This is a genomic window from Streptomyces paradoxus (assembly GCF_014202475.1).
GTDB classification, from domain to species: domain Bacteria; phylum Actinomycetota; class Actinomycetes; order Streptomycetales; family Streptomycetaceae; genus Streptomyces; species Streptomyces paradoxus.
Window position 1 is genome coordinate 921921 of record NZ_JACHGV010000002.1, and the last position, 21360, is coordinate 943280.

General features: G+C 71.3%; 21 protein-coding genes and 1 pseudogene. 12 read left to right on the plus strand and 10 right to left on the minus strand.

Annotated features, from left to right (window positions below; genetic code table 11):
• Positions 1 to 77: 77 nt before the first annotated feature.
• Complete coding sequence (locus tag HNR57_RS09065) at positions 78 to 689, minus strand: DUF2017 domain-containing protein (RefSeq protein WP_184558629.1); 612 nt, start codon at positions 687 to 689, stop codon at positions 78 to 80.
• Positions 690 to 721: 32 nt separating this feature from the next.
• The gene (gene clpS, locus HNR57_RS09070) at positions 722 to 1039 is read right to left on the minus strand and encodes an ATP-dependent Clp protease adapter ClpS (protein ID WP_184558632.1); all 318 of its coding nucleotides are present in this window, start codon (positions 1037 to 1039) and stop codon (positions 722 to 724) included.
• Between the two features lie 107 nt (positions 1040 to 1146).
• Between clpS and HNR57_RS09075 the strand changes: the two genes are divergently transcribed.
• Both HNR57_RS09075 and HNR57_RS09080 read left to right on the plus strand, forming a co-directional pair.
• Complete coding sequence (locus HNR57_RS09075; RefSeq protein ID WP_184558634.1) at positions 1147 to 2493, plus strand: nicotinate phosphoribosyltransferase; 1347 nt, start codon at positions 1147 to 1149, stop codon at positions 2491 to 2493.
• 111 nt (positions 2494 to 2604) lie between these two features.
• Positions 2605 to 3195 carry an isochorismatase family protein gene (locus HNR57_RS09080; RefSeq protein ID WP_184558636.1) on the plus strand — a complete coding sequence of 197 codons (591 nt, stop codon included), beginning with the start codon at positions 2605 to 2607 and terminating at the stop codon, positions 3193 to 3195.
• Positions 3196 to 3222: 27 nt separating this feature from the next.
• Here HNR57_RS09080 and HNR57_RS09085 read toward each other — a convergent pair whose 3' ends face one another.
• Together HNR57_RS09085 and HNR57_RS09090 are read right to left on the minus strand one after the other, a co-directional pair.
• Complete coding sequence (locus tag HNR57_RS09085) at positions 3223 to 3567, minus strand: hypothetical protein (protein ID WP_184558638.1); 345 nt, start codon at positions 3565 to 3567, stop codon at positions 3223 to 3225.
• Between the two features lie 122 nt (positions 3568 to 3689).
• Positions 3690 to 6038: an immune inhibitor A domain-containing protein gene (locus HNR57_RS09090; protein WP_184558640.1), complete on the minus strand. Its 2349-nt coding sequence runs from the start codon at positions 6036 to 6038 to the stop codon at positions 3690 to 3692.
• 427 nt (positions 6039 to 6465) lie between these two features.
• Here HNR57_RS09090 and HNR57_RS09095 point away from each other — a divergent pair, with 427 nt between their 5' ends.
• Positions 6466 to 6744 carry a hypothetical protein gene (locus HNR57_RS09095; protein ID WP_376772210.1) on the plus strand — a complete coding sequence of 93 codons (279 nt, stop codon included), beginning with the start codon at positions 6466 to 6468 and terminating at the stop codon, positions 6742 to 6744.
• 33 nt (positions 6745 to 6777) lie between these two features.
• Here the strand turns inward: HNR57_RS09095 and HNR57_RS09100 are convergent, their stop codons facing one another.
• Together HNR57_RS09100 and HNR57_RS09105 are read right to left on the minus strand one after the other, a co-directional pair.
• A complete protein-coding gene (locus HNR57_RS09100) occupies positions 6778 to 7464 on the minus strand; it encodes an RDD family protein (RefSeq protein WP_184558644.1) in 687 nt (228 codons plus the stop codon).
• 60 nt (positions 7465 to 7524) lie between these two features.
• Positions 7525 to 9297, minus strand: coding sequence for an RDD family protein (locus HNR57_RS09105; RefSeq protein ID WP_184558646.1), 1773 nt, complete (start codon positions 9295 to 9297; stop codon positions 7525 to 7527).
• A 245-nt stretch (positions 9298 to 9542) separates the two neighbouring features.
• Here HNR57_RS09105 and HNR57_RS09110 point away from each other — a divergent pair, with 245 nt between their 5' ends.
• Positions 9543 to 9953, plus strand: coding sequence for an SsgA family sporulation/cell division regulator (locus tag HNR57_RS09110; RefSeq protein WP_184558648.1), 411 nt, complete (start codon positions 9543 to 9545; stop codon positions 9951 to 9953).
• A gap of 11 nt (positions 9954 to 9964) precedes the next feature.
• On the opposite strand, the gene HNR57_RS09115 is transcribed toward HNR57_RS09110, so the two are convergent.
• On the minus strand, positions 9965 to 11380 hold the full coding sequence (locus HNR57_RS09115; RefSeq protein ID WP_184558650.1) for an FAD-binding oxidoreductase: 1416 nt from the start codon (positions 11378 to 11380) through the stop codon (positions 9965 to 9967).
• Between the two features lie 92 nt (positions 11381 to 11472).
• Between HNR57_RS09115 and HNR57_RS09120 the strand changes: the two are divergent.
• Positions 11473 to 12892: pseudogene (locus HNR57_RS09120) on the plus strand (tetratricopeptide repeat protein).
• Positions 12893 to 13271: 379 nt separating this feature from the next.
• On the opposite strand, the gene hppD reads toward HNR57_RS09120, so the two are convergent.
• Positions 13272 to 14417, minus strand: a complete 1146-nt coding sequence (gene hppD, locus HNR57_RS09125) for a 4-hydroxyphenylpyruvate dioxygenase (protein ID WP_184558652.1) — start codon at positions 14415 to 14417, stop codon at positions 13272 to 13274.
• 123 nt (positions 14418 to 14540) lie between these two features.
• On the opposite strand from hppD, the gene HNR57_RS09130 reads away from it, so the two are divergent.
• The 7 genes from HNR57_RS09130 to HNR57_RS09160 are packed head-to-tail and all read left to right on the plus strand — an operon-like array spanning position 14541 to position 19508.
• Positions 14541 to 15011 carry an Lrp/AsnC family transcriptional regulator gene (locus tag HNR57_RS09130; protein ID WP_184558654.1) on the plus strand — a complete coding sequence of 157 codons (471 nt, stop codon included), beginning with the start codon at positions 14541 to 14543 and terminating at the stop codon, positions 15009 to 15011.
• An 18-nt stretch (positions 15012 to 15029) separates the two neighbouring features.
• On the plus strand, positions 15030 to 15677 hold the full coding sequence (locus tag HNR57_RS09135; protein WP_184558657.1) for an ABC transporter permease: 648 nt from the start codon (positions 15030 to 15032) through the stop codon (positions 15675 to 15677).
• A complete protein-coding gene (locus HNR57_RS09140) occupies positions 15670 to 16929 on the plus strand; it encodes a betaine/proline/choline family ABC transporter ATP-binding protein (protein WP_184558659.1) in 1260 nt (419 codons plus the stop codon). Before HNR57_RS09135 ends, HNR57_RS09140 begins: the two co-directional genes overlap by 8 nt.
• Positions 16926 to 17732, plus strand: a complete 807-nt coding sequence (locus tag HNR57_RS09145) for an ABC transporter permease (protein WP_184558661.1) — start codon at positions 16926 to 16928, stop codon at positions 17730 to 17732. Before HNR57_RS09140 ends, HNR57_RS09145 begins: the two co-directional genes overlap by 4 nt.
• Positions 17729 to 18691: a glycine betaine ABC transporter substrate-binding protein gene (locus HNR57_RS09150; RefSeq protein WP_184558663.1), complete on the plus strand. Its 963-nt coding sequence runs from the start codon at positions 17729 to 17731 to the stop codon at positions 18689 to 18691. The genes HNR57_RS09145 and HNR57_RS09150 overlap by 4 nt, the downstream gene beginning before the upstream one ends.
• Positions 18692 to 18741: 50 nt before the next feature.
• Complete coding sequence (locus tag HNR57_RS09155) at positions 18742 to 19326, plus strand: ArsR/SmtB family transcription factor (RefSeq protein ID WP_184558665.1); 585 nt, start codon at positions 18742 to 18744, stop codon at positions 19324 to 19326.
• A gap of 11 nt (positions 19327 to 19337) precedes the next feature.
• On the plus strand, positions 19338 to 19508 hold the full coding sequence (locus HNR57_RS09160; protein WP_184558666.1) for a hypothetical protein: 171 nt from the start codon (positions 19338 to 19340) through the stop codon (positions 19506 to 19508).
• Here the strand turns inward: HNR57_RS09160 and HNR57_RS09165 are convergent.
• Together HNR57_RS09165 and HNR57_RS09170 are read right to left on the minus strand one after the other, a co-directional pair.
• Positions 19505 to 20296: a S16 family serine protease gene (locus tag HNR57_RS09165; protein WP_184558668.1), complete on the minus strand. Its 792-nt coding sequence runs from the start codon at positions 20294 to 20296 to the stop codon at positions 19505 to 19507. The genes HNR57_RS09160 and HNR57_RS09165 overlap by 4 nt on opposite strands.
• Before the next feature lie 77 nt (positions 20297 to 20373).
• Positions 20374 to 21015, minus strand: a complete 642-nt coding sequence (locus tag HNR57_RS09170) for an IclR family transcriptional regulator (RefSeq protein WP_184558670.1) — start codon at positions 21013 to 21015, stop codon at positions 20374 to 20376.
• Positions 21016 to 21360: the final 345 nt, after the last annotated feature.

Sequence of the window (21360 nt, forward strand, 5' to 3'; positions counted from 1 at the left end):
CGGGATCGTTATCCGGATTTGAGTGTCCTCTGAGCGAACACCCTTCGGTCACCCGACGGTCACAAAACCTGCACTGATCAGGCCATAAGGGTTCCGACCAGCGTCTCCTGGAGTCCACCCAGCCACAGGTAGGCCATCACCATCGGCTTGCGCGGGTCCTCGTCCGGGAGGCGGTAGAGGAGGTCGGTGTCCTCGTCGTCGGTGATCTCCAGCCGCGAGCCGATCGCGAGCCGCAGGTCGTTCAGGGCGCCCAGCCACTGCTGGGACTCCGCTGGCGACAGCTTCAGCACCGCGCCGCCCTCGCCGGCCGAGGCCGAGGCCGAGGCGAGCGCGTCGAGGGAGCGGATGATCGCGAGCGCGTTGTCCCGCTTCCCGGCCCGCAGGTCGTTCTCGGTGTAGCGCCGGAACTCCGCGGAGTACGCCTTCTGCTCCTCGGCGTCCCGCGGCGAGGCCGGCTGCTCGGGGTCGCTGTAGGCGTCGGGGAAGAGCCGCCTCAGGACCGGGTCGGTGGGCGGCTCGCTGGGTCCTTCGGCGAACAGATCGGCGAGCGGGTCGCCGCTGTCCTCGGCGGGGCCGGGGCCGATGAGCTCCAGGAGCTGGACGGCCAGCGACCGGATGATGGAGATCTCGACGTCGTCGAGGGCGACGGCCGCGCCGCCGCCGGGGAGCGGTTCGAAGGTTCCGGGCATGAACGCCTTTTCGCTGCTGGGCGGGGTGCTGGCTACTTGCGGTCCTGCTGGAGGGTGGCCCACAGGCCGTAGCCGTGCATGGCCTGCACGTCGCGTTCCATCTCCTCGCGGCTGCCGCTGGAGACGACCGCCCGGCCCTTGTGGTGGACGTCGAGCATGAGCTTGGTGGCCTTGTGCTTGGAGTAGCCGAAGTACGACTGGAAGACGTACGTCACGTAGCTCATGAGGTTGACCGGGTCGTTGTGGACGATGGTGACCCACGGGACGTCCGGCTCGGGTACGGCGAAGACCTCCTCCGCCGACTCGGTGCGTTCGATCTCCAGGGGCGCGGGTGACGTCACACTGCCCATGCTGCCACCCGAGGGGGGTGGTCGCACAAACGGGCCTGGCCGCAAGGCGATCGCATCTCCCGGGACTGCAATCGTCAGATTGACGAAATGGGGGTACGCTCGCCACCATGAACACAGCGGACCTTGGGCTGCCGGTGGATGTTCCCTCGACGGCGCTCTTCACGGACCAGTACGAGCTGACGATGCTGCGGGCCGCCCTCACGGCGGGCACGGCCGAGCGGCGAAGCGTGTTCGAGGTCTTCACCCGGCGGCTGCCGAACGGGCGCCGCTACGGCGTCGTGGGCGGCACCGGCCGGGTGCTGGACGCGGTGGAGAACTTCCGCTTCGACACGGCCGTGCTGAACTTCCTGCGGGAGCGGGAGATCGTCGACGAGGAGACCCTGGACTGGCTCGCCGGCTACCGGTTCCGCGGCGACATCTGGGGCTACCCCGAGGGCGAGGTGTACTTCCCGGGCTCGCCGATCATGCGGGTCGAGGGCACCTTCGCCGAGTGCGTGCTGCTGGAGACCGTGATCCTGTCGATCCTCAACCACGACTCGGCGATCGCCGCCGCGGCCTCGCGGATGTCGGCGGCCGCGGGAGACCGGCCGCTGATCGAGATGGGCGCCCGGCGCACGCACGAGCTGGCGGCGGTGGCGGCCTCCCGGGCCGCGTACGTCGGCGGCTTCGCGACCACCTCCGACCTGGCCGCCGGGTTCCGCTACGGGATCCCCACGGTCGGCACCTCCGCGCACGCCTTCACCCTGCTGCACGACAGCGAGCGGGACGCCTTCCAGGCCCAGGTGAACACGCTGGGCCGGGGCACCACCCTGCTGGTGGACACCTACGACGTCGCCGAGGCGGTCCGCACGGCCGTCGAGGTCGCCGGGACCGAGCTGGGCGCGGTCCGCATCGACTCCGGCGACCTGCTGCTGGTGGCGCACCGGGTGCGGCAGCAGCTCGACGAGCTGGGCGCGACCGGTACGAAGATCGTGGTGACGTCGGACCTGGACGAGTACGCGATCGCCTCCCTGGCGGCGGCCCCGGTGGACGCCTACGGCGTCGGGACGCAGCTGGTGACCGGCTCCGGCCACCCCACCTCCTCGATGGTCTACAAGCTGGTCGCGCGGGCCGAGTCCGCGGGCCCGAAGGCGCCGCTGGTGCCGGTGGCGAAGAAGTCCAGCAGCGGCAAGACGTCGATCGGGGGACGCAAGTGGGCCGCGCGGCGGCTGGACTCCTACGGGGTCGCCGAGGCCGAGGTGATCGGCACCGGGCCGGTGCCGGCCGGGCTCGCGGACCGGCAGTTGCTGGTGGAGCTGGTCAAGGGCGGCGAGGTGGTGGCGCGCGAGCCGCTGGACGCGGCGCGCGAGCGGCACACGAGGGCGCGCGCGGCTCTCCCGATGTCGGCCACGCAGCTCTCGCGCGGGGAGCCCGTCCTGCCCACGGAGTACCTGCACGAGACCTCGGGTAGCTAGGGGGTGTGCCGTGACGCCGACCCGTACCCCCTCCCGTCCGCTCCCGTCTGTCAATAGGCTCGGTGGTTCACCGGCCGGGCTTGCCGACCTCATAGCCGAAGGACACCGACCATGCGCCGCGCCTTGATCGTCGTCGATGTGCAGAACGACTTCTGTGAGGGGGGCAGCCTCGCGGTGGCCGGCGGGGCCGATGTGGCCGCCGCCGTCACGGAGCTGATCGGGCAGGCGGCCGGGTCCGGCTACCAGCACGTCGTGGCCACCCGCGACCACCACATCGCCCCCGGCGGCCACTTCTCCGCGAACCCGGACTACGCCCGCTCCTGGCCCGCGCACTGCGTCGCCGGTACCGAGGGGGTCGGCTTCCACCCGAACTTCGCCCCCGCCGTCGCCTCCGGCTCGATCGACGCGGTGTTCGACAAGGGGGCGTATTCGGCGGCGTACAGCGGTTTCGAGGGCACGGACGAGAACGGCACGCCCCTGGCCGACTGGCTGCGCTCGCGCGAGGTCACCGAGGTCGACGTGGTCGGCATCGCCACCGACCACTGCGTTCGCGCCACGGCCCTCGACGCCGCCCGGGAGGGTTTCCGTACGCAGGTCCTGCTGGACCTGACGGCCGGGGTGGCCCAGGAGAGCACCGAGCGGGCCCTGGAGGAGCTGCGCCAGGCGGGCGTGGAGCTGTCGGGCAAGCCGGTCGTGCAGTAGCCCCGCGGCTCCGGCGGGCTCCCGGGCTCAGGTCTGGGCCGTCGGGCGCCTCAGGAGCGCTCTGATCGGACGCCACAGTTCCTGGACCAGGTCCGGGCTCGACGCGACACCGTTGTCGGGGGCCGTGCGCCATATCAGCCCGTCGGGGTGGTGCAGGACCGCCGTGATCTCGTCAGGGGTCGGCGGGGCGGCGTTGCCGCGCAGGTAGACCGACCGCAGACCGAGGTTGCGGAGCCTGGTCAGGGCCCGCGCACGGTTCACGGAGTGGACGAGGACACGGACGGCGCCGGGGCCGTCGACGGCGGGGCTGGGCAGATTCAGTGCCACCACCACCGTTCCGTTCGGCAGCTTGCAGAAGCCTCCTGCGGCCATGCGCTCATCCCCCCGTGTCGGTCGGTGTCAATAAGAGAGCCACAGGACGCACCTAAACACGGATCGGCGGTGACCCGCCAGGGGGTCACCGCCGATCATGCTCTGACCTGCAAGGATGCGGATTACCTACCCGCGGCGCCGACCTCCAGCTCGATCGTCGAGCCGTCCTTGGCTTCCTTGAGGATCTTGATCTTCGTGTTGGTGTCAGTGATCTTGACACCCGCGGTCGGGTTCGACTCGTCGTAGTAGTCGTTCTTCCGGTCGTTGAAGACCGAGACGCCCTTCGAGCCCGGGATGTACTTCGCCACGTCCGCCTTGTGCAGCGTCATGCCGTCGGTGCGGTAGAGGCTGAACGGCGAGTCGTAGGCCTGGATGCGGTTGCGCATCAGCATGCCGTCGGCCCACTTCAGCGCGTCCGGGTGCGAGTCGATCGGCAGGACCAGACCGGTGCCCTTGTGCTGGCTGGTGTTGTTGTCCGCCTGGGAGGTGTCCCACTTCCAGATCAGCAGGCCGTTCTGGTACGCGTAGTGCTCCACCCAGTCCGGGCGCGCCGTGAAGCCGAAGTTGTACGGGCCGACCTTGAGGGTCTTGTCGTACGACACGTACTGCCGGTTCTCGGCGATGTAGTACTGCGCGTAGTCCTTGGTGAAGGACGCGCCGATGCGGGAGAAGCCGGTGGCCTTCCACGCGGCGTCCGCGCTCTCGGCGTTGTCGGAGAAGACGGGGGCGCCGTCGGCGGTCACCGTGATCGCGTCGGCCGCGAAGCCCTTCTGGGCCACGCCGCCGTCGGTCTGGTAGCGGAAGCGCAGGTCGATCTTCTTGCCGGCGTAGGCGTCCAGCGAGAAGGCGAGCTTCTTGTAGCCGTCGATGGTGCCGGTCAGAGCCGGCTTGTCGCTGCCGTCGCGCGGGATCGGCTGGCCGTCCACCGTGCCGTCGAGGGCGGTCCAGTTGGCGCCGCCGTCGGTCGAGACCTCGGTGTAGAGGTAGTCGTAGTTGGCCTCGATCTCGTACCAGCCGTCGAGGCCGAGCTGGGCCTTGGACTTGCCGGTGAGGTCGACCGACCGCGTCAGGGTGTTCTTGAGGTTGTCACCGCTGCCGCTCCACCACTGGGTCTTGCCCTCGGCGGGGGTGACGATCTCGGTGGTGACCGCCTTCTTGGGCAGGTCGACGACCAGGGCCTGCTTGTGCTTGGTGTTGTACTCCGCCACGCCCAGCTTGTGCCAGGAGTTGACGCCGGCCTTGGCCTTGTCGTAGTTCAGCCAGCCGAGCTGCATCTTGTCCCAGGCGGTCATGTCGCCGGGCAGGTCACCGATCTCGTTCTTGCCCTTGCCGAGCCAGGAACCGGACGACATCAGCGTCCAGAAGCCGGTGGAGTTCTCGCCGCCCGCGGTGTCGTAGTGGTCGGGCAGGCCGAGGTCGTGGCCGTACTCGTGGGCGTAGACGCCGAGTCCGCCGTTCTCCGGCTGGACGGTGTAGTCGCCGACCCAGATGCCGGTGTCGCCGATCTTCGCGCCGCCGAGCTTGTTGTTCTCGGGGCCGGTGGCGCCGGCGTCGGTGCCGAAGGCGTACCAGCGGTGCGCCCAGATCGCGTCGGTGCCCTGGGCGCCGCCGCCCGCGGACTCGTCCTCGCCCGCGTGCACGATCTGGAAGTGGTCGATGTAGCCGTCGGGCTCGTTGAAGTCGCCGTCGCCGTCGAAGTCGTAGCGGTCCCACTCGTCGAAGCGCGCGACGTCCGCCTTGATCTGCGCGTCGGTCCTCCCCGCTGCCTTCTGCTGGGAGACCCAGGCGTTCAGACCGTCGCTGACGACGTTCCACACACTCGGGCAGTTGGTGTCGCCGCAGGCGTTGTTGCCGTAGCGCGCCTCGTTGTAGGGGACCTTGACCCAGTCGGAGACCTCGCCCTCGACCGAGTAGCGGCCCGAGGACTGCTTCTCGTAGTACGTCTTGACGGAGTCGACGCCCTTGCCGGAACCGAAGTACAGGTCCTGGAAGTAGTCCCGGTCGTAGTCGGCCCGCCAGGCCGTGGAGTTGTCCTTCTTGCGGTCGGGCTTGGGTATCGCGTTGTGCAGCGGGCCCGGGGTGCCGCCGTAGCGGCTGTCGACCTGGTCGCCGAACTCGACCAGGATCGTGAAGATCTTGTCGGTCTTCTCGCGGCCGAGCTCGACGTACTTGGCGTCGCCCTTCTTGCTCTTGAGCTGGACGACCTTCGAGCCCTCGCGGTTCTTGACCTTGCTCTTGCCCGAGAGGACCTGGTTCAGGGCCTCCTGGCGCTGGGCGTCCTGCGTCTTGCTCAGCGGGCCTTCGAGGTCGTGCTCGTCGTGGTGGCGTTCCGCCGGGTCGTGCCGGTCCACGGTGGTGGGCCGGGGAGCCGGGGCGTCGTCGGCCACCGCGTAGGTCGAGGCGGTGGCGGTGGCCGCCGCGAGCGCCACGCTTATGGCGGCCGCTCTGAACGTCCAGGGTCTACTGGTCACTTGAGATCCTCCCCCGCGTCCGGGCGCGCGGCAGGCAGGGTCCCGGTCATGGAAATCCGCGCGCGCGTGATCAACGCGTGTAGTCAAGTGACGACATTTGACTAGAGGTTTAGAAGAAAAGACAGACCTTGACTTGCACAAGTCAAGTGCACTATGCGGAGGTGAGGTTCGTTTTACGGACAACCAAACGGTTGCCCCGAGCGGCTCCCCTGGGCCTCCCCTCCGGCCGGGCGGGCGCGTGCATATGTCCACTAGGTGGACGTCATGACTCCGTGCGCCCCCTGTGCACCGCCCTTGTTGATTAGGTCACGCTTACCGCCGGTTCCGGTCGGGCACCCTGCCGGTGAGAATGTCGGATGGCAGAACGCCCGGAAACCGGCGCAATGCCAGGCCGACAACGCCGTGGACCCCCACTCTCGAGGACATGATGGCCATGCCCCGTCCGACTGCCGCACAGCTCGCCTACGGTTCGTGCACCGTGATCTTCTCGACCTTCGCCATGCTGCTGCTGTCTGGGACGAGTTCGGGTGCGGGGATCGCGGTCATCGCCGTCGCGGCGCTCGTCCTCGGGCTGCTGGTCGCCATGACGGTGCCGGCGTCCGGGAAGCGCCCTGCCGCGGTGCACCAGCCCTCGCCCCGGGAACCGGTACGGGCCTCGGTCCCGGCACCCGCCCCGGAACCGGTACGCGAACGGGCGGCCTCCTGACCGCCCGCTGCACCCCGTTGATGGTTCTGCGCCTCAATCGGTGCTGACCACGACCGTTTTGGCCGCCTTGTCGTGCAGGCCCTGCTTGTAGGGCCGGTCGAAGAAGCTCCAGCCGCCGCAGATCGCGGTCCAGACGCACGCGCAGCAGAAGGCGAACGGGATCCACAGCACCGCGGCGCGCGCCAGCGCGTTCTGCACGGAGGGCGTCGCACCGTTGTCCAGGTTGGCCACGCGCATGTTCAGCAGCTTCTTGCCGAGGGTCTGGCCGGTCCTCGCGGTCAGGACGGTGTCGTAGGCGATGTAGAGGACAGCGGCGATCCCCGACTGCCAGAACGACTTGCCGACCTCGATGCGGTCGCTGTCCACGTCGTACTCGTTGACGTCGAAGCCCCACGTGAGCAACCAGACGACGGCGCCCACCAGGATCATGTCGAGGATGCGCGCGAGCGTGCGCTTGCCGCTGTCGGCGAGCGGGGGCATGCCGGCGAGGGGGTCGGTGGGGTAGGAACCGCCGCCGTACGGATCGCCCCCGTAGGGGCCGCCTCCGAAGCCGTCACCCGGACCGCCGGGACCGCCCGGGCCGCCGCCCCCGTACGGCGGTGGTTCGCTGCCGTAGGGCGGGCCAGTGCCCTCCCCGGGCGGCTCGTTCGGGGGGCGCTTCCGGAACGGGTCGTCTTCCGGGGGTTGCTGACCGGAGCCGGGGGGCGGTTCGCTGCTCATGGCCCGAGTCGACCGCGAACCCCCGGGCTCCGCATCCGGCGGACGGCCGTCCGAGGGAGGTCAGCCCGCCACGAACGTGTGCGCGGCCTTGTCGTGCCAGCACTGTCGCCAGGGCCGGTCGAAGAGGCACCAGGCGACGCCGACGATCCCGACGGCGAGGAGCCCGGGCACGCTGTAGACCAGCCAGCGGCGCAGGGCCGCGCCGAAGCCGGGCGAGTCGTGGCCCTCGATGTCGCGGACTTCGAGGCCCATCAGCTTCTTGCCGAGGGTGCGGCCCCACTTGGCGGTGGGCAGCACCTCCGAGAGCACGCCGGCGAGCAGCAGTACGGCCAGGATGATGCCGAGGTAGATCGAGGTGGTGCCGTCGAGCAGCCAGACCGTGACGGTCTCGCCGGAGAGCTTGGCCGCGTCGATCTTCTCGTTGACGTGGTCGATCGCCTTGGTGCCGAGCGGGACGGCGGCCGCGGCGGTGAGCGCGGCGAGCACGACGGTGTCCAGCAGCCGGGCCACCAGCCGCTTGCCGAGTCCGGCCGGGCGGGCCTCTGCCTGGCGCCGGGCGGCCGCCTGGAACACGTCCTCGACCGGCGGCTTCCAGGGCGTGACGGGCTGTTCGTCACCGCCGCCGGCTCCGGCGAGCCGGTGCACCTGCTGCGCCCAGGAGGACTGGCCGCCGCCGGGGCCCGCGCTGAGGGGCGTACCGGAGGAGGCCGCGGCGCCGGGTTGGGCGCTGCCGGGCCCGCCGGACTGCGCGGGGACGGTGGGCGCCGCCTGGGGTCCGGACAGCGCCGTCGGGGCGGCCGCGGAAGCCTGGGCCGCCGCGCTGCCGGCCCCGGCCTGCGCCGCGGAGGCACGGGCGGCGGCCGCCTTGCCCGCGCCGAAGCCGGGCCCCGCGGAATCGTTCCCGGGACCGGTCGGCCCGGACTGCCCGGCGAACGCGGGTCCCGACGGGCCCATGCCTGAGGCCGCCGCAGCACTGCCCTGGCCGGCCGGCCCCAAGCCGGAACCGGACGCACCGCCTTGGCCCGCGGAGCCGGAAGCGGCCGAGTCGCCACCCGGCCCCGCCGGCCCGAAGCCGGAGCCCGCGGCCCCACCCTGACCTCCGAAGGCGGGCGCCGCCGCGCCGCCGCCCGATCCCGGCGGTCCGAAGCCGGGGCCGCCGGAGTTACCGGAGCTGTTACCGGAACCCCCCGGACCCCCGGCCGGTTTCGAAGCGCCGCCGGCCGGGCCCGTGCGCGGGGACACCGCGCGGAACGTCATCGTGCCGTCGTCGGGGGCATCGGCCCGGGCCCCTCCCCCGGGCTGCCCCGTCGGGCGGCGGAACACGAACGTGCCGTCTCCCGCCGCCGCGTTCGCCTCCTGGTCGGCCGGCGGGACGTTCGCCGTGCCGTCGGTGCGGGCGGCCTCCCCGTCGGGCCGCGGGCCTGCGGGCGACACCCTCGGGTCGGCGCCCTGCGCCCCCTGCGGAGCGCCCCACGAGACACGGCGGTCCTGGTCCCCGCCGAAGCCGGACTGACGCGAGCGGTCGGCGCCCCAGGCCGAGGCGGGTTCGGGACGGCTGCCGTGCTGGGCGTCGGCGGCGGACGGCGACTCGGACGGCTCCTCGACCGGGTCCTCGTCGAAGAAGTGCGGGCCGGTCTCCTCGACCGAGGCGGGCTGTGCCGCCCCCGCTCCGGGCGGCGGCGCGAGCGACTCGCCGTCCCGGGGCGCCGGACGGCTGGTGCCCGGCACCCAGGAAGCGCCGTTCCAGTACCGGACATATCCAGGAATGGACGGGTCCGGGTAATACCCTTCGCGGGGCCTGTCGTCACCGGGGGCCGGGGTTGGGGCGCTCATGTCCGTCGTCCCGTATCTGCTCGGGGGCCAAATGGGGGCCTCCACATCTATCAGACGTGCGCAAGCCCCACCGCCGCTCCCACCGGACCCACCCCTTTCGAGCACCGATGTGCTACGCACCGCGCCGCACCGGCGGATGCCCCTGCGAAAAAAACTTCCGGCAAGGCGCGTAATGCCACGGCCCCCGCCCGCTCTCTCCTCCCGACCGGCCCTCGCGGGCAGCCGTCAGGAGAAGGGAGACCGCCGTGCACACCGTGGTGGAGCGGGAACTGGAGCTGAAACTCGTCCTGTCGCCGGAGCGCAGGATCCCCGTGCCGGCCCGGCTCGGGTACCTCACGGACGACCCCTACGCCGTCCACGTCACCTTTCACATCGACACCGAGCATCCGGTGTACTGGACGTTCGCCCGGGATCTGCTGGTCGAGGGCGTGTTCCGGCCGTGCGGGCAGGGGGACGTGCGGGTGTGGCCGACGAAGACCGCGGGGCGCAGCGTCATGCTGATGGCGCTGAGTTCACCCGGCGGGGACGCCCTGCTGGAGGCTCCGGCGGCGGCGGTGTCGGCCTGGCTGGAGCGCACGCTGCGGGTGGTGCCGCCGGGAACGGAGGGCGAACAGCTCGGTCTTGACGACGAACTGGCCCAGTTGCTCGCCCAGTGAGGGGCCGGGGCTCAGAAGAGCTTGCCCGGGTTCAGGATGCCCAGCGGGTCGAAGGCCTGCTTCACGGCCCGCTGCATCTCCATGCCCACGGGGCCGATCTCGCGCGCCAGCCACTCCTTCTTCAGGACGCCGACGCCGTGTTCGCCGGTGATGGTGCCGCCGAGCTCCAGGCCGAGGGCCATGATCTCGTCGAAGGACTCGCGGGCGCGCCGGGACTCGTCGGGGTCCGCCGGGTCGAAGCAGACCGTCGGATGGGTGTTGCCGTCGCCCGCATGGGCGACGACACCGATGGTGAGCTGGTACTTCTCGGCGATCCGGTCCACCCCTTCGAGCATCTCGGCGAGCCGGGAGCGCGGCACGCACACGTCGTCGATCATCGTCACGCCCTTGACCGCCTCCAGCGCGGTGAGCGACAGACGCCGCGCCTGGAGCAGCAGTTCGGACTCGGCCTCGTCGTCGGCGGGGACGACCTGGGTGGCACCGGCCGCCTCGCACAGCGCGCCGACGGCGGCGAGGTCGGCGGCCGGGGCGGTGGTGTCGAACGCGGCCAGGAGCAGGGCCTCGGTGCTCTCGGGGAGGCCCATCTGGGCCATGTCGTTGACGGCCTTGACCGTCGTACGGTCCATGAGTTCGAGGAGTGACGGGACGTGGCCGCCCTCCATGATGCGGCACACGGCGTCGCAGGCCGCGGCGGCGGAGGCGAACTCGGCGGCCAGCACCAGCTGCTGGGGCGGCTTGGGGCGCAGCCCGAGGACGGCCCGGACGACGATGCCGAGGGAGCCCTCGGAGCCGACGAACAGGCGGGTCAGGTCGTAGCCGGCGACGCCCTTGGCGGTGCGGCGGCCGGTGGACATGAGCCGCCCGTCGGCGAGCACCACGTCCAGTCCGAGGACGTATTCGGCGGTGACGCCGTACTTCACGCAGCACAGGCCGCCGGAGGCGGTGCCGATGTTGCCGCCGATGGTGCACATCTCCCAGCTGGAGGGGTCCGGCGGGTAGTACAGGCCGTGTTCGCCGACGGCCCGGGACAGGGCGGCGTTGACCACGCCCGGTTCGCACACGGTGATGCGGTCGACCGGGTTGATCTCCAGGATCCGGTCCATCTTCGTCAGGGAGAGCACGATGCAGCCGTCGGAGGCGTTGGCGGCGCCGGACAGCCCTGTGCGGGCGCCCTGCGGTACGACGGGGACGCGCAGGGCACTGGCGGTGCGCATCACGTGCTGGACCTGTTCGGTCGTGCGCGGCAGCACGACCACGGCCGGGGTGCCGGCCGGGCAGAAGCTCGCCATGTCGTTGGCGTAGGAGGCCGTGACATCGGGGTCGGTGAGGACCGCTTCGGCCGGGAGGCCGCCGAGGAGCAGGTCCACGAGGTCGCCGGTCGCTGCGGTGTCGTCGGAGCGGGGCGCTTCGATACGGCTCATGATCACAGGTTCGCACCCGGGGCCATCGGTGTGAACCCCGTCGGCGGGACCCTTCGGCTGCCCGGGTGTGGTCGTCGTACTGACGCACAGTGAGCGCCATGGAGAACGAGCAGGAGGGACCGGAGCGGCGGGACAGAAGCGTCCGACGCCGCCGGGTGCTGGTCGCCTCCGCGGCGGGGTGTGCCGTGCTGGGCGGGGTGCTGGTGCTGCTGCCGAGGGAGCCCGCCCGGCCCGCTCCCCCGTCGCCGGGGGCGCTGGCCATGGCGGCGGTCGGCGGCGGGGTGCCGGCCGCGCTGCCCGGCCTGGCGGAGCTGATCCGCGAGCGGGAGAAGGCCGTACGGGCCCGGCCCGGGGACGCGGCGTCCTGGGCGGTGCTCGGGGTGGCGTACGCGGAGCGGGGGCGGCGCCTGGCCGACCCGGCTCACTACCCGCGTGCGGAGAAGGCGCTGCGGACGTCGCTGACGGTGCGGCCGCAGCGCAACACCCGGGCCGTGGCAGGGCTTGCCGCGCTGGCGAACGCCCGCCGGGACTTCCGCGCCGCGCGCCGGTGGGGCGAGGCGGCGCTGAAGCTGGAGCCGCGACGGTGGACGACGTATCCGCTGCTCATCGACGCCTACACCGGGCTCGGCGAGCACCAGGCGGCCAAGCGGATGCTGGACCGGCTCACGGAGTTGCGCTCCGGCCCCGCCGTGCTCGCGCGGGCCGCGGCGGTGTACCGGGACCGGGGGTGGCTGGAGGACGCGGCGGCCTCGCTGGCGGACGCGGCGGCGGGTGCGCGGGCTCCGGTGGAGCGGGCGGCCTATCTGGAGCAGGCCGGGCGGCTGGCCTTCGAACGCGGGGACCCCGACGTCGCGCTGCGGCTCTTCCGGGAGGCGGTCCGCCTCGACCCCGAGCAGCGGGCCGGGCAGGCCGGGCAGGGCCGGGCGCTGGCGGCCCTCGGCCGGACGACGGAGGCGCTGAAGGCCTACCGGGTGGCTCTCGCCGGGCAGCCGTGCCCGCGGTACGCCCTGGAGCTGGGCGAGTTGTACGAGTCACTGGGGATGCCGGACGCGGCCCGGGCGCAGTACGGCCTGCTGCGGGAGCGGGTACGGGGCGCTGCCGCGGGCGGGGCCCGAGGGGCTGGTGCTGGGGCGTCTGGAGGCCGATCACGGCGATCCGGCGGCGGCGGTACGGCGGTTGCGGGTGGAGTGGCAGCGCCGGCCCGCCGCGGAGGTCGCCGACGCGCTGGGGTGGGCGCTGTACCGAGCCGGGGAGCCCGCGCAGGCCTTGCTGTTCGCGCTGCGGGCGACGGCCCCCGAGCCCGGGGGCGGGCTGCGCGACGCGGTGTACATGTACCACCGGGGCATGATCGAGCGGGAGCTGCAGCGCCACGGCGCCGCCCGCCGGCACCTCACGGAGGCTCTGCGGATCAACCCGCACTTCTCGCCCCTGCACGTGCCTGCGGCCCGGGCGGCGATCGAGGAGCTGGGCCAGCCGCCGGATGCGGGGGTGCCGGAGATGGACGACGGGGTGGGGTAGGCGGGGCACCACCGGTGCGCGCCGCCGTAGCCGCACCCCGTTGCCCGCCCGTCGCGGCGCACGCCGGCGTGGACGCACGCGGTCGTGGCCACACGCCGTTGCGGTGGACACGAAGGCTGCCGCCCCTCGATCCCGCCGCGCCGGCGATCGACGACGACGCGACCCGGCGGTCCCGGAATCGGCAGCGGGCGCGCCCGGCGCAGGCGGACAGGTGCGCGGCGGTGCCGAACCCGGCAGGGCCGCCGCCGGGTTGCTCCAGCGGGTCCGCCTCGGCACGCCCGGCGTGGCGAACGCCGACAGGTGCGCGGCAGTGCCGCATCCGGCAGGCACGGGTCGTGCGGGTGCCCCGTGACACCCGCACGACCCGGGGCATCTGCGGCTACAGGTTGCCGCGGCGGTCCTGCTCGCGTTCGATCGCCTCGAACAGGGCCTTGAAGTTGCCCTTGCCGAAGCCCATCGAGCCGTGGCGCTCGATGATCTCGAAGAAGACGGTCGGACGGTCCTGGACCGGCTTGGTGAAGATCTGCAGCAGGTAGCCGTCCTCGTCGCGGTCGGCGAGGATCTTCAGTTCGCGCAGGGTGTCGATCGGGACCCGGGTCTCGCCGACCCACTCCCCCAGCGTGTCGTAGTAGGAGTCGGGCGTGTTGAGGAACTCGACGCCGGCCGCCCGCATCGTACGGACCGTCTGCACGATGTCGCCCGTGTTGAGGGCGATGTGCTGCACGCCCGCGCCGCCGTAGAACTCCAGGTACTCGTCGATCTGGGACTTCTTCTTGGCGATCGCCGGCTCGTTGATCGGGAACTTGACCTTGAGCGTGCCGTCGGCGACGACCTTCGACATCAGCGCGCTGTACTCGGTGGCGATGTCGTCGCCCACGAACTCCTTCATGTTCGTGAAGCCCATCACCTTGTTGTAGAAGCCGACCCACTCGTTCATCTTGCCGAGCTCGACGTTGCCGACGCAGTGGTCGATCGCCTGGAAGGTGCGCTGCGCGGGCGGCTCGACCATCGGCTGGGCCGCGACGAAGCCGGGCAGGTACGGGCCGTCGTAGCCGGAGCGCTCGACGAGGGTGTGGCGCGTCTCGCCGTACGTGGCGATCGCGGCCAGGACGACCGTGCCGTGCTCGTCCTTCAGCTCGTACGGCTCGGCGACCGAGCGGGCGCCGTGCTCCAGGGCGTAGGCGTAGGCGGCGCGGGCGTCCGGGACCTCGATGGCGAGGTCGACGACGCCGTCGCCGTGCTCGGCCACGTGCTGGGCGAGGAAGTGGCCCCAGTCGGTGGCGGGCTTGATGACCGAGGTGAAGACGAACCGGGCCGAGCCGTTCTCCAGGACGTACGCAGCGGTCTCGCGGCTGCCGTTCTCCGGTCCGGAGTAGGCGACCAGCTTCATGCCGAAGGCCGTGGAGTAGTAGTGCGCGGCCTGCTTGGCGTTGCCCACGGCGAAGACGACCGCGTCCATTCCCTTGACCGGGAAGGGGTCGGCCTGCCGGGCGGTGTCGGGAGTGTGGTGTGTGGTCTGCGTCATAGCCGCAGGGTCTCCCCGCTCGGCAAGGTGCGCAATAGTTTGTATTTCGACTGGGCAATCTGTTCAGCAATACGGCCGTATCGGCCGCCTTTCTGTACAGGATGACCATGCCGGGAGGCTGCTGTGGCGATCGATCATCTGGACGGCCGGATCATCCTGCTGCTCGCCCGCGAGCCGCGGATCGGGGTGCTGGAGATGTCCCGGCGGCTCGGGGTGGCCCGCGGCACCGCGCAGGCGCGGCTGGACCGGCTTCAGTCGAACGGAGTCATCCGCGGATTCGGCCCGCAGGTGGACCCGGCCGCGCTCGGCTACCCCGTCACGGCGTTCGCCACGCTGCAGATCCGGCAGGGACAAGGGCCGGACGTACGGGCCCACTTGGCGACCGTTCCGGAGGTGCTGGAGCTGCACACGACCACCGGCACCGGAGACATGATGTGCCGCCTCGTGGCCCGCTCCAACGCCGATCTCCAGCGTGTGATCGACCGGGTCGTCGGTTTTGATGGCATCGTCCGGGCCTCCACGGCGATCGTCATGGAGAACCCCGTTCCGCTGCGGATCATCCCGCTCGTGGAGCAGGCCGCGGAGGAGACCTGAGTCGTGGGGTGAGCGCGCGTGAACTTCTGGGAGTACCTGGTGAACCGGCACCAGCAGCTGCTCACCGACGCCTACCAGCACGCGAGCGCCGTCTTCCAGTGCATGGTCGTGGCGACCCTGCTCGGGGTGCTGATCGGTGTCGCCACCTACCGCAGCGAGTGGGCCGGGAACCTCGCGACCACGACCACCGCCACCATCCTGACCGTCCCGGCGCTCGCCCTGATCGGTCTGCTCATCCCCCTCGTGGGGCTGGGCGTGCCGCCCACGGTGATCGCGCTGACGCTGTACGGGCTGCTGCCGGTCGTGCGCAACGCGATCGTCGGACTGCGCGGGGTCGACCCGACGCTGGTGGACGCGGCCACGGGCATCGGGATGTCGCGGCCCGCCCGGCTGCTGCGGATCGAGCTGCCGCTGGCCTGGCCGCCGATCCTGACCGGGATCCGGGTCTCCACCCAGATGCTGATGGGCATCGCCGCCATCGCGGCGTACGCCTCCGGTCCCGGTCTCGGCAACGTCATCTTCCGCGGCCTCGCCTCGCTGGGCAGCGCCAACGCGCTCAACCAGGTGCTGGCGGGCACGCTCGGCATCATCGTCCTGGCCCTGCTGTTCGACGCCGCGTACGTCCTGATCGGACGGCTGACCATTCCCAGGGGGATCCGTGCCTGAGACCGGCGACCACGGCGCGTCCATCGAGCTGGAGAGCCTGACCAAGCGCTACCCCGGCAGTCCGCAGCCGGCCGTGGACAACGTGAGCATGGAGATCAAGGCGGGCGAGGTCGTCGTCTTCGTCGGTCCCTCGGGGTGCGGGAAGTCGACCACCCTCAAGATGATCAACCGGCTGATCGAGCCCACCGGCGGCCGCATCCGCATCGGCGGCGAGGACGTCACCGACATGGACCCGGTCAAGCTGCGCCGCAAGGTCGGCTACGCCATCCAGTCCGCCGGGCTCTTCCCGCACATGACGGTCGCGCAGAACATCGGCATCGTCCCGAAGATGATCGGCTGGCCGAAGACCCGGATCAAGGAGCGGACGGAAGAGCTGCTCGACCTCGTGGGTCTGGACGCCGGGGAGTTCCACGGCCGCTACCCGCGCCAGCTGTCCGGCGGTCAGCAGCAGCGCGTGGGGGTGGCCCGGGCGCTGGCCGCCGATCCCCCGGTGCTGCTGATGGACGAGCCGTTCGGCGCGGTGGACCCCATCACCCGGGACCACCTCCAGGACGAGCTGATCCGCCTGCAGCACGAGCTGCACAAGACGATCGTCTTCGTCACCCACGACTTCGACGAGGCGATCAAGATCGGCGACCGGATCGCCGTGCTGCGCGAGCGGTCGCACATCGCGCAGTTCGACACGCCCGAGGCGATCCTGACCAACCCGGCCGACGACTTCGTGTCCGGGTTCGTGGGCGCCGGTGCGGCGCTGAAGCGGCTGAACCTGACCCGCGTACGGGACGTGGAGATCACCGGGTATCCGACGGTCACGGTCGACGACCCGTTGCAGCAGATCTTCAACCGGCTGCGCACCAGCGGCAGCAACGAGATCCTGCTGCTCGACCGGCGCGGCCGCCCCTACAAGTGGCTGCGGCGCGGCGACCTGATGCGGGCCCGGGGCTCGCTGGCCCGCGCCGGGACGCTGGTGCACGACACGGTCACCCGCGACGCGACGCTGCGGGACGCGCTGGAGGCGGTGCTCACGGACAACGCCGGGCGGGTGGCGGTGACCGGGCGGCGCGGCGAGTACACGGGCGTCGTCGACATGGAGACCCTCATGAACTCCGTGCACGAGATGCTGGAGGCCGACCGCCTCGACGCGATGGAGCACCAGCACGAACTGGAGTCGCTGCGGGCCTCGCAGACGCACGCGGAGCAGGAGGGGGCCTCGGGTCCGGCGGCCGTGAACGTCCCGGGAGGGGAACGGTGACCGCCACGGAGGCCGAGGAGACCTCCGAACCCCTCGACGAGCCCGAGGCGCCACCGCCCGAGCGCCGGCCGTCCCGTCTCACCTGGCAGAAGCTGACGTTCCTGCCGGTCGCCCTGATCGCCGTGCTGCTCGCCACCTGGCTGTGGTTCCAGCAGGCCGACCTGGACGCGCTGACCCGCAACGCCCTGTCGGGCGGCCAGGTGACCAAGGCGCTGTGGCAGCACATCCAGCTGACCGTGATCTCCACCTTCTTCGTGCTGATCATCGCGATCCCGCTGGGCATCCTGCTGACCCGCGGGGCGGTGAGCAGGGCCACCCCGGTGGCGATGGCGTTCGCCAACATGGGCCAGGCGACCCCGGCGATCGGTCTGCTGGCCCTCCTGGTGATCTGGCTGGGCATCGGCCGCAGGGCCGCCCTGATCGGCATCATCGTCTACGCCATCCTGCCCGTGCTCGCCAACACGATCGCGGGCCTGAAGGCGAACGACCCGACCCTGCTGGAGGCGGCCCGCGGCATCGGCATGTCGCCCACGGGAGTGCTGACCCGGGTCGAACTCCCCCTGGCGGTCCCACTGATCCTGGCGGGCGTGCGCACGGCCCTCGTCCTGAACGTCGGTACGGCGACCCTGGCGGTCTTCGGCGGGGGCGGCGGCCTCGGCGTGCTGATCACGACCGGGATCACCAACCAGCGGATGCCGGTGCTGGTGCTGGGCTCGGTCCTCACGGTGGTGCTGGCGCTGCTGGTGGACTGGCTGGCGTCGATCGCCGAACTGCTGCTGCGGCCGCGGGGGTTGCAGTCATGAGGCGGCGTTTCTGCCTGCCGGCGGCCGGCCTGCTGCTGGCGGTCGCCGGGTGCGGCCTGACCAGCGGCTCTCCGCTGACGGACGACGTGGAGCCGGGTTCGATCGGCCGGGGCGAGCCGCTGAAGGGCGCGCAACTGACCGTGACGTCGAAGTCGTTCACCGAGCAGCTGATCCTCGGCTCGATCATGGGCATCGCGTTCGAGGCGGCCGGGGCGGACGTGATCGACCGCACCGGCATCCAGGGTTCCATCGGCAGCCGCGAGGCGGTCCGCAAGGGCGACGCGGACGCCGGGTACGAGTACACGGGCACGGCCTGGATCACCTACCTCGGGCACAGCAAGCCGATCACCGATCCCCAGGAGCAGTGGGAGGCGGTGAAGAAGGAGGACGCGGGGAACGGCCTGGTCTGGCTGCCGCCGTCGAAGCTCGACAACACCTACGCGCTGGCGATGAACCAGGAGAACGCGCAGCAGTACGGCACGAAGACGATGTCGGACGTGGCGAAGCTGGCGAAGTCCGATCCGGGGGCCGTGCAACTGTGTGTGGAGGTCGAGTTCGCGAACCGTGCGGACGGGCTGCCGGGCATGCAGAAGGCCTACGGCATGGACGTCCCGGCGCGGAACATCACGCAGATGGACACCGGGATCATCTACACCCAGACGGACAAGGGCAGTTGCACGTTCGGTGAGGTGTTCACCACCGACGGGCGCATCAAGTCCATGAACCTGGCGGTGATGGACGACGACCGGAAGTTCTTCCCCAACTACAACGCCGCGCCGATGATCAACGCGAAGTCCCTGAAGGAGTGGCCGGCGATCGCGGACGTCCTGAACCCGGTGACGGCGCGGCTGGACAACTCCGTGGCGCAGACGCTGAACGCGAAGGTGGACGTGGACGGGGAGGACCCGCACCAGGTGGCGCTGGACTGGATGGTGGAGGAGGGGTTCGTCAAGGAGTGAGTTACAAAGAAGGCGTTGCAAAGAGACCTTTGCAACGCTACCTTTGCACTGTGAGCGAGCCCGAGAACACACCTGTACGGCAACTCGATGCCCGATCCCTGCGAGGACTGGCGCACCCCCTGCGCATGCAGCTACTGGACGCCCTGCGTTTCGGGGGTCCGGCGACGGCCTCGCAACTGGCCCAGAAGCTGGGTGAGTCCAGCGGGGCTACCAGCTACCACCTCCGCCAGCTGGCGGAGTACGGCTTCGTCGAGGACGCGCCCGAGCGCGGCAAGGGTCGCGAGCGCTGGTGGAAGGCAGCCCACCACGGCATCCGCTTCGACGACTCCCTGCTCACCGACTCGGACCCGGTCGTACGTGGAGCGGCGGACCTGTACCTGCACGAGGTCGCCACCACGCAGACCCGGGACTTGTCCACATGGCTGGGCAACCGCGACTCATGGCCCGAGGAGTGGAGCACCGCCTGGGACATGAGCAGCGCGACGCTGCATCTGACACCCGAACTGACGCGGGAACTCATCGAAAAGATGCACACGCTGGTCGAGACCTACCGCGACCGGGCTGCCGCCGAACACGCACCCGGTACCGAGCAGGTCCGCATCCAGACCCACGCCTTCCCGATCCGAACCGACTGAAAGGTTCGCCAATGCACCCGGACATCCACCTCGCCCTGCACCACGCCCGCGCCACCGAACTCCGCGCCGAGACCGAACCCCGTCCGGCGCCCCGGCCCGACCTCCGTGCGCGGCTGGGCTGGACCCTCATAGAAGTCGGACTGAAGCTCGCCACGCGGCCCGGGCCGGTCCCCGCCCACTAACAACTCGGCACGGAACCCTTGCCGGTCTCCAGGGCCACCAGGGAACTCACCGTGCTCTTCAGCGTGGTCACCGGAATCAGCCGCAGGCCCTTCGGCAGATTCGCACGGGCGTCCCCGCACTCCGCCTTGGGCACCAGGAACACCGTCGCCCCGTCCCGCTTCGCGGCCTGGGTCTTCAGGGCGACGCCCCCCACCGCACCGACCCGGCCGGTCTCGTCGATCGTGCCCGTACCGGCGATGACCCGGCCGCCGGTGAGATCCCCGCCGGTGCCGTCGCCGTCGAGCTTGTCGATGATCCCCAGGGAGAAGAGCAGCCCCGCACTGGGCCCGCCCACGTCCGCGAGCTTCAGGCTGACCTCGATGTCCTTGTCGTCGAGGCCGAGGTACCCCAGCGCGGCCTGCGTCGCCGCGTCCTGGGACTCCCTCATCTGCTTCTCGTTGTGCCGCTCGATCTCCTTGACGCTGTCCCCGCTCGGGTAGACCGAGTCGCGCGGCATGACCGCCTGGTCGGTGCGGAACCAGCTGTCGATGACCTGAGGGAGCGAGACCCGGGTGTCCGGGGACGTCGCCTCGATGGTGGTCATCCGCAGCTGGCCCTTGGTGTCCCGGGCCGGCGCACCCGAGATGGTGATCACCTGCGTGCCCTTGTTCTCGCCCAGCACGTTCGCCGTCAGCCCCGGCTGCGCCACCGAGAACGGCAGCGGCGCCAGCGCCGCCGTCGCGAGCAGGGCCACGACGGGCAGGGCGCAGACGGCGACGGTCTGGGGGCGCGTGAGGCGAGAGAACACGGGATCAATCTAACGCGGGAGCCGGACACCGCCGGGACCAGGGCGTCCGGGGGCCCTCTCCCGCTACCCGGCGTGCGTCAGCGCAGCGCCTCCGCGACCTCCCGGGCCGCCTCGACGACCCGTGGCCCCACCCGCTCCGGCACGGCCTCCGCCAGCATCACCACACCCACACTGCCCTCGACGCCCGTCACGCCCAGCAGCGGCGCGGCCGCCCCGCAGGCGCCCGCCTCCAGCTCGCCGTGGGTCAGCATGTAGCCGGGCTCGCTCATCGGGTGCTGGCGGGCCGCGAGGATCGCCTTGCCGGCGGCGCCGCGGCCCAGGGGGTGCCGGAATCCGGCCCGGTAGGCGACGTGGTAGTCCGTCCAGGTCGGCTCCACCACGGCCACGGCCAGCGCGTCCGCCCCGTCGACCAGGGTCAGGTGCGCCGTCGCGCCGATGTCCTCGGCCAGTGATCGCAGCGCCGGCATCGCGGCCTCCCGCACCAGCGGGTGGACCTGCCGTCCCAGACGCAGCACCCCAAGCCCGACCCTGGCACGTCCGCCGAGGTCACGGCGTATGAGCGCATGCTGCTCCAGGGTGGCGAGCAACCGGTACACGACGGTCCGGTTCACACCGAGCCGGACGGAGAGCTCGGTCACGGTCAGCCCGTGGTCCGTGTCGGCGAGCAGTTTGAGGACACGCAGTCCCCGGTCGAGCGTCTGGGAGGTCTCCGCGGTCACGACGCCCACTCCTTAGTGGTGAGGTCGGCGGCCCCCCGGTCGGCGGATGCGTCACCGAGTCCCGTCGGTAACGCGCTTCAGAGGCCGCCGATCGGCCGGCGGCCCGGCCTGTCCGGGCCGCGTCGCTTCACGGCTGCGCTCCGCGGCGGCGCTGCCACGGGGCGTGTGCGTAGCGGGACAGTAGCGAAGCAGGTTCGCTGAGCGGAAGGCTCCGTCCAGAATCCGGGCACTGACAGGTGCGTCGTATTGCCCTTTGCGGTGGTATGCGCCCCGTCAGGGGCGCGGGGCTGTGCCGATGTGCGGCTCTGCCGCGTGGGCGCGACCAGCCACATGCAACCCGCAGGC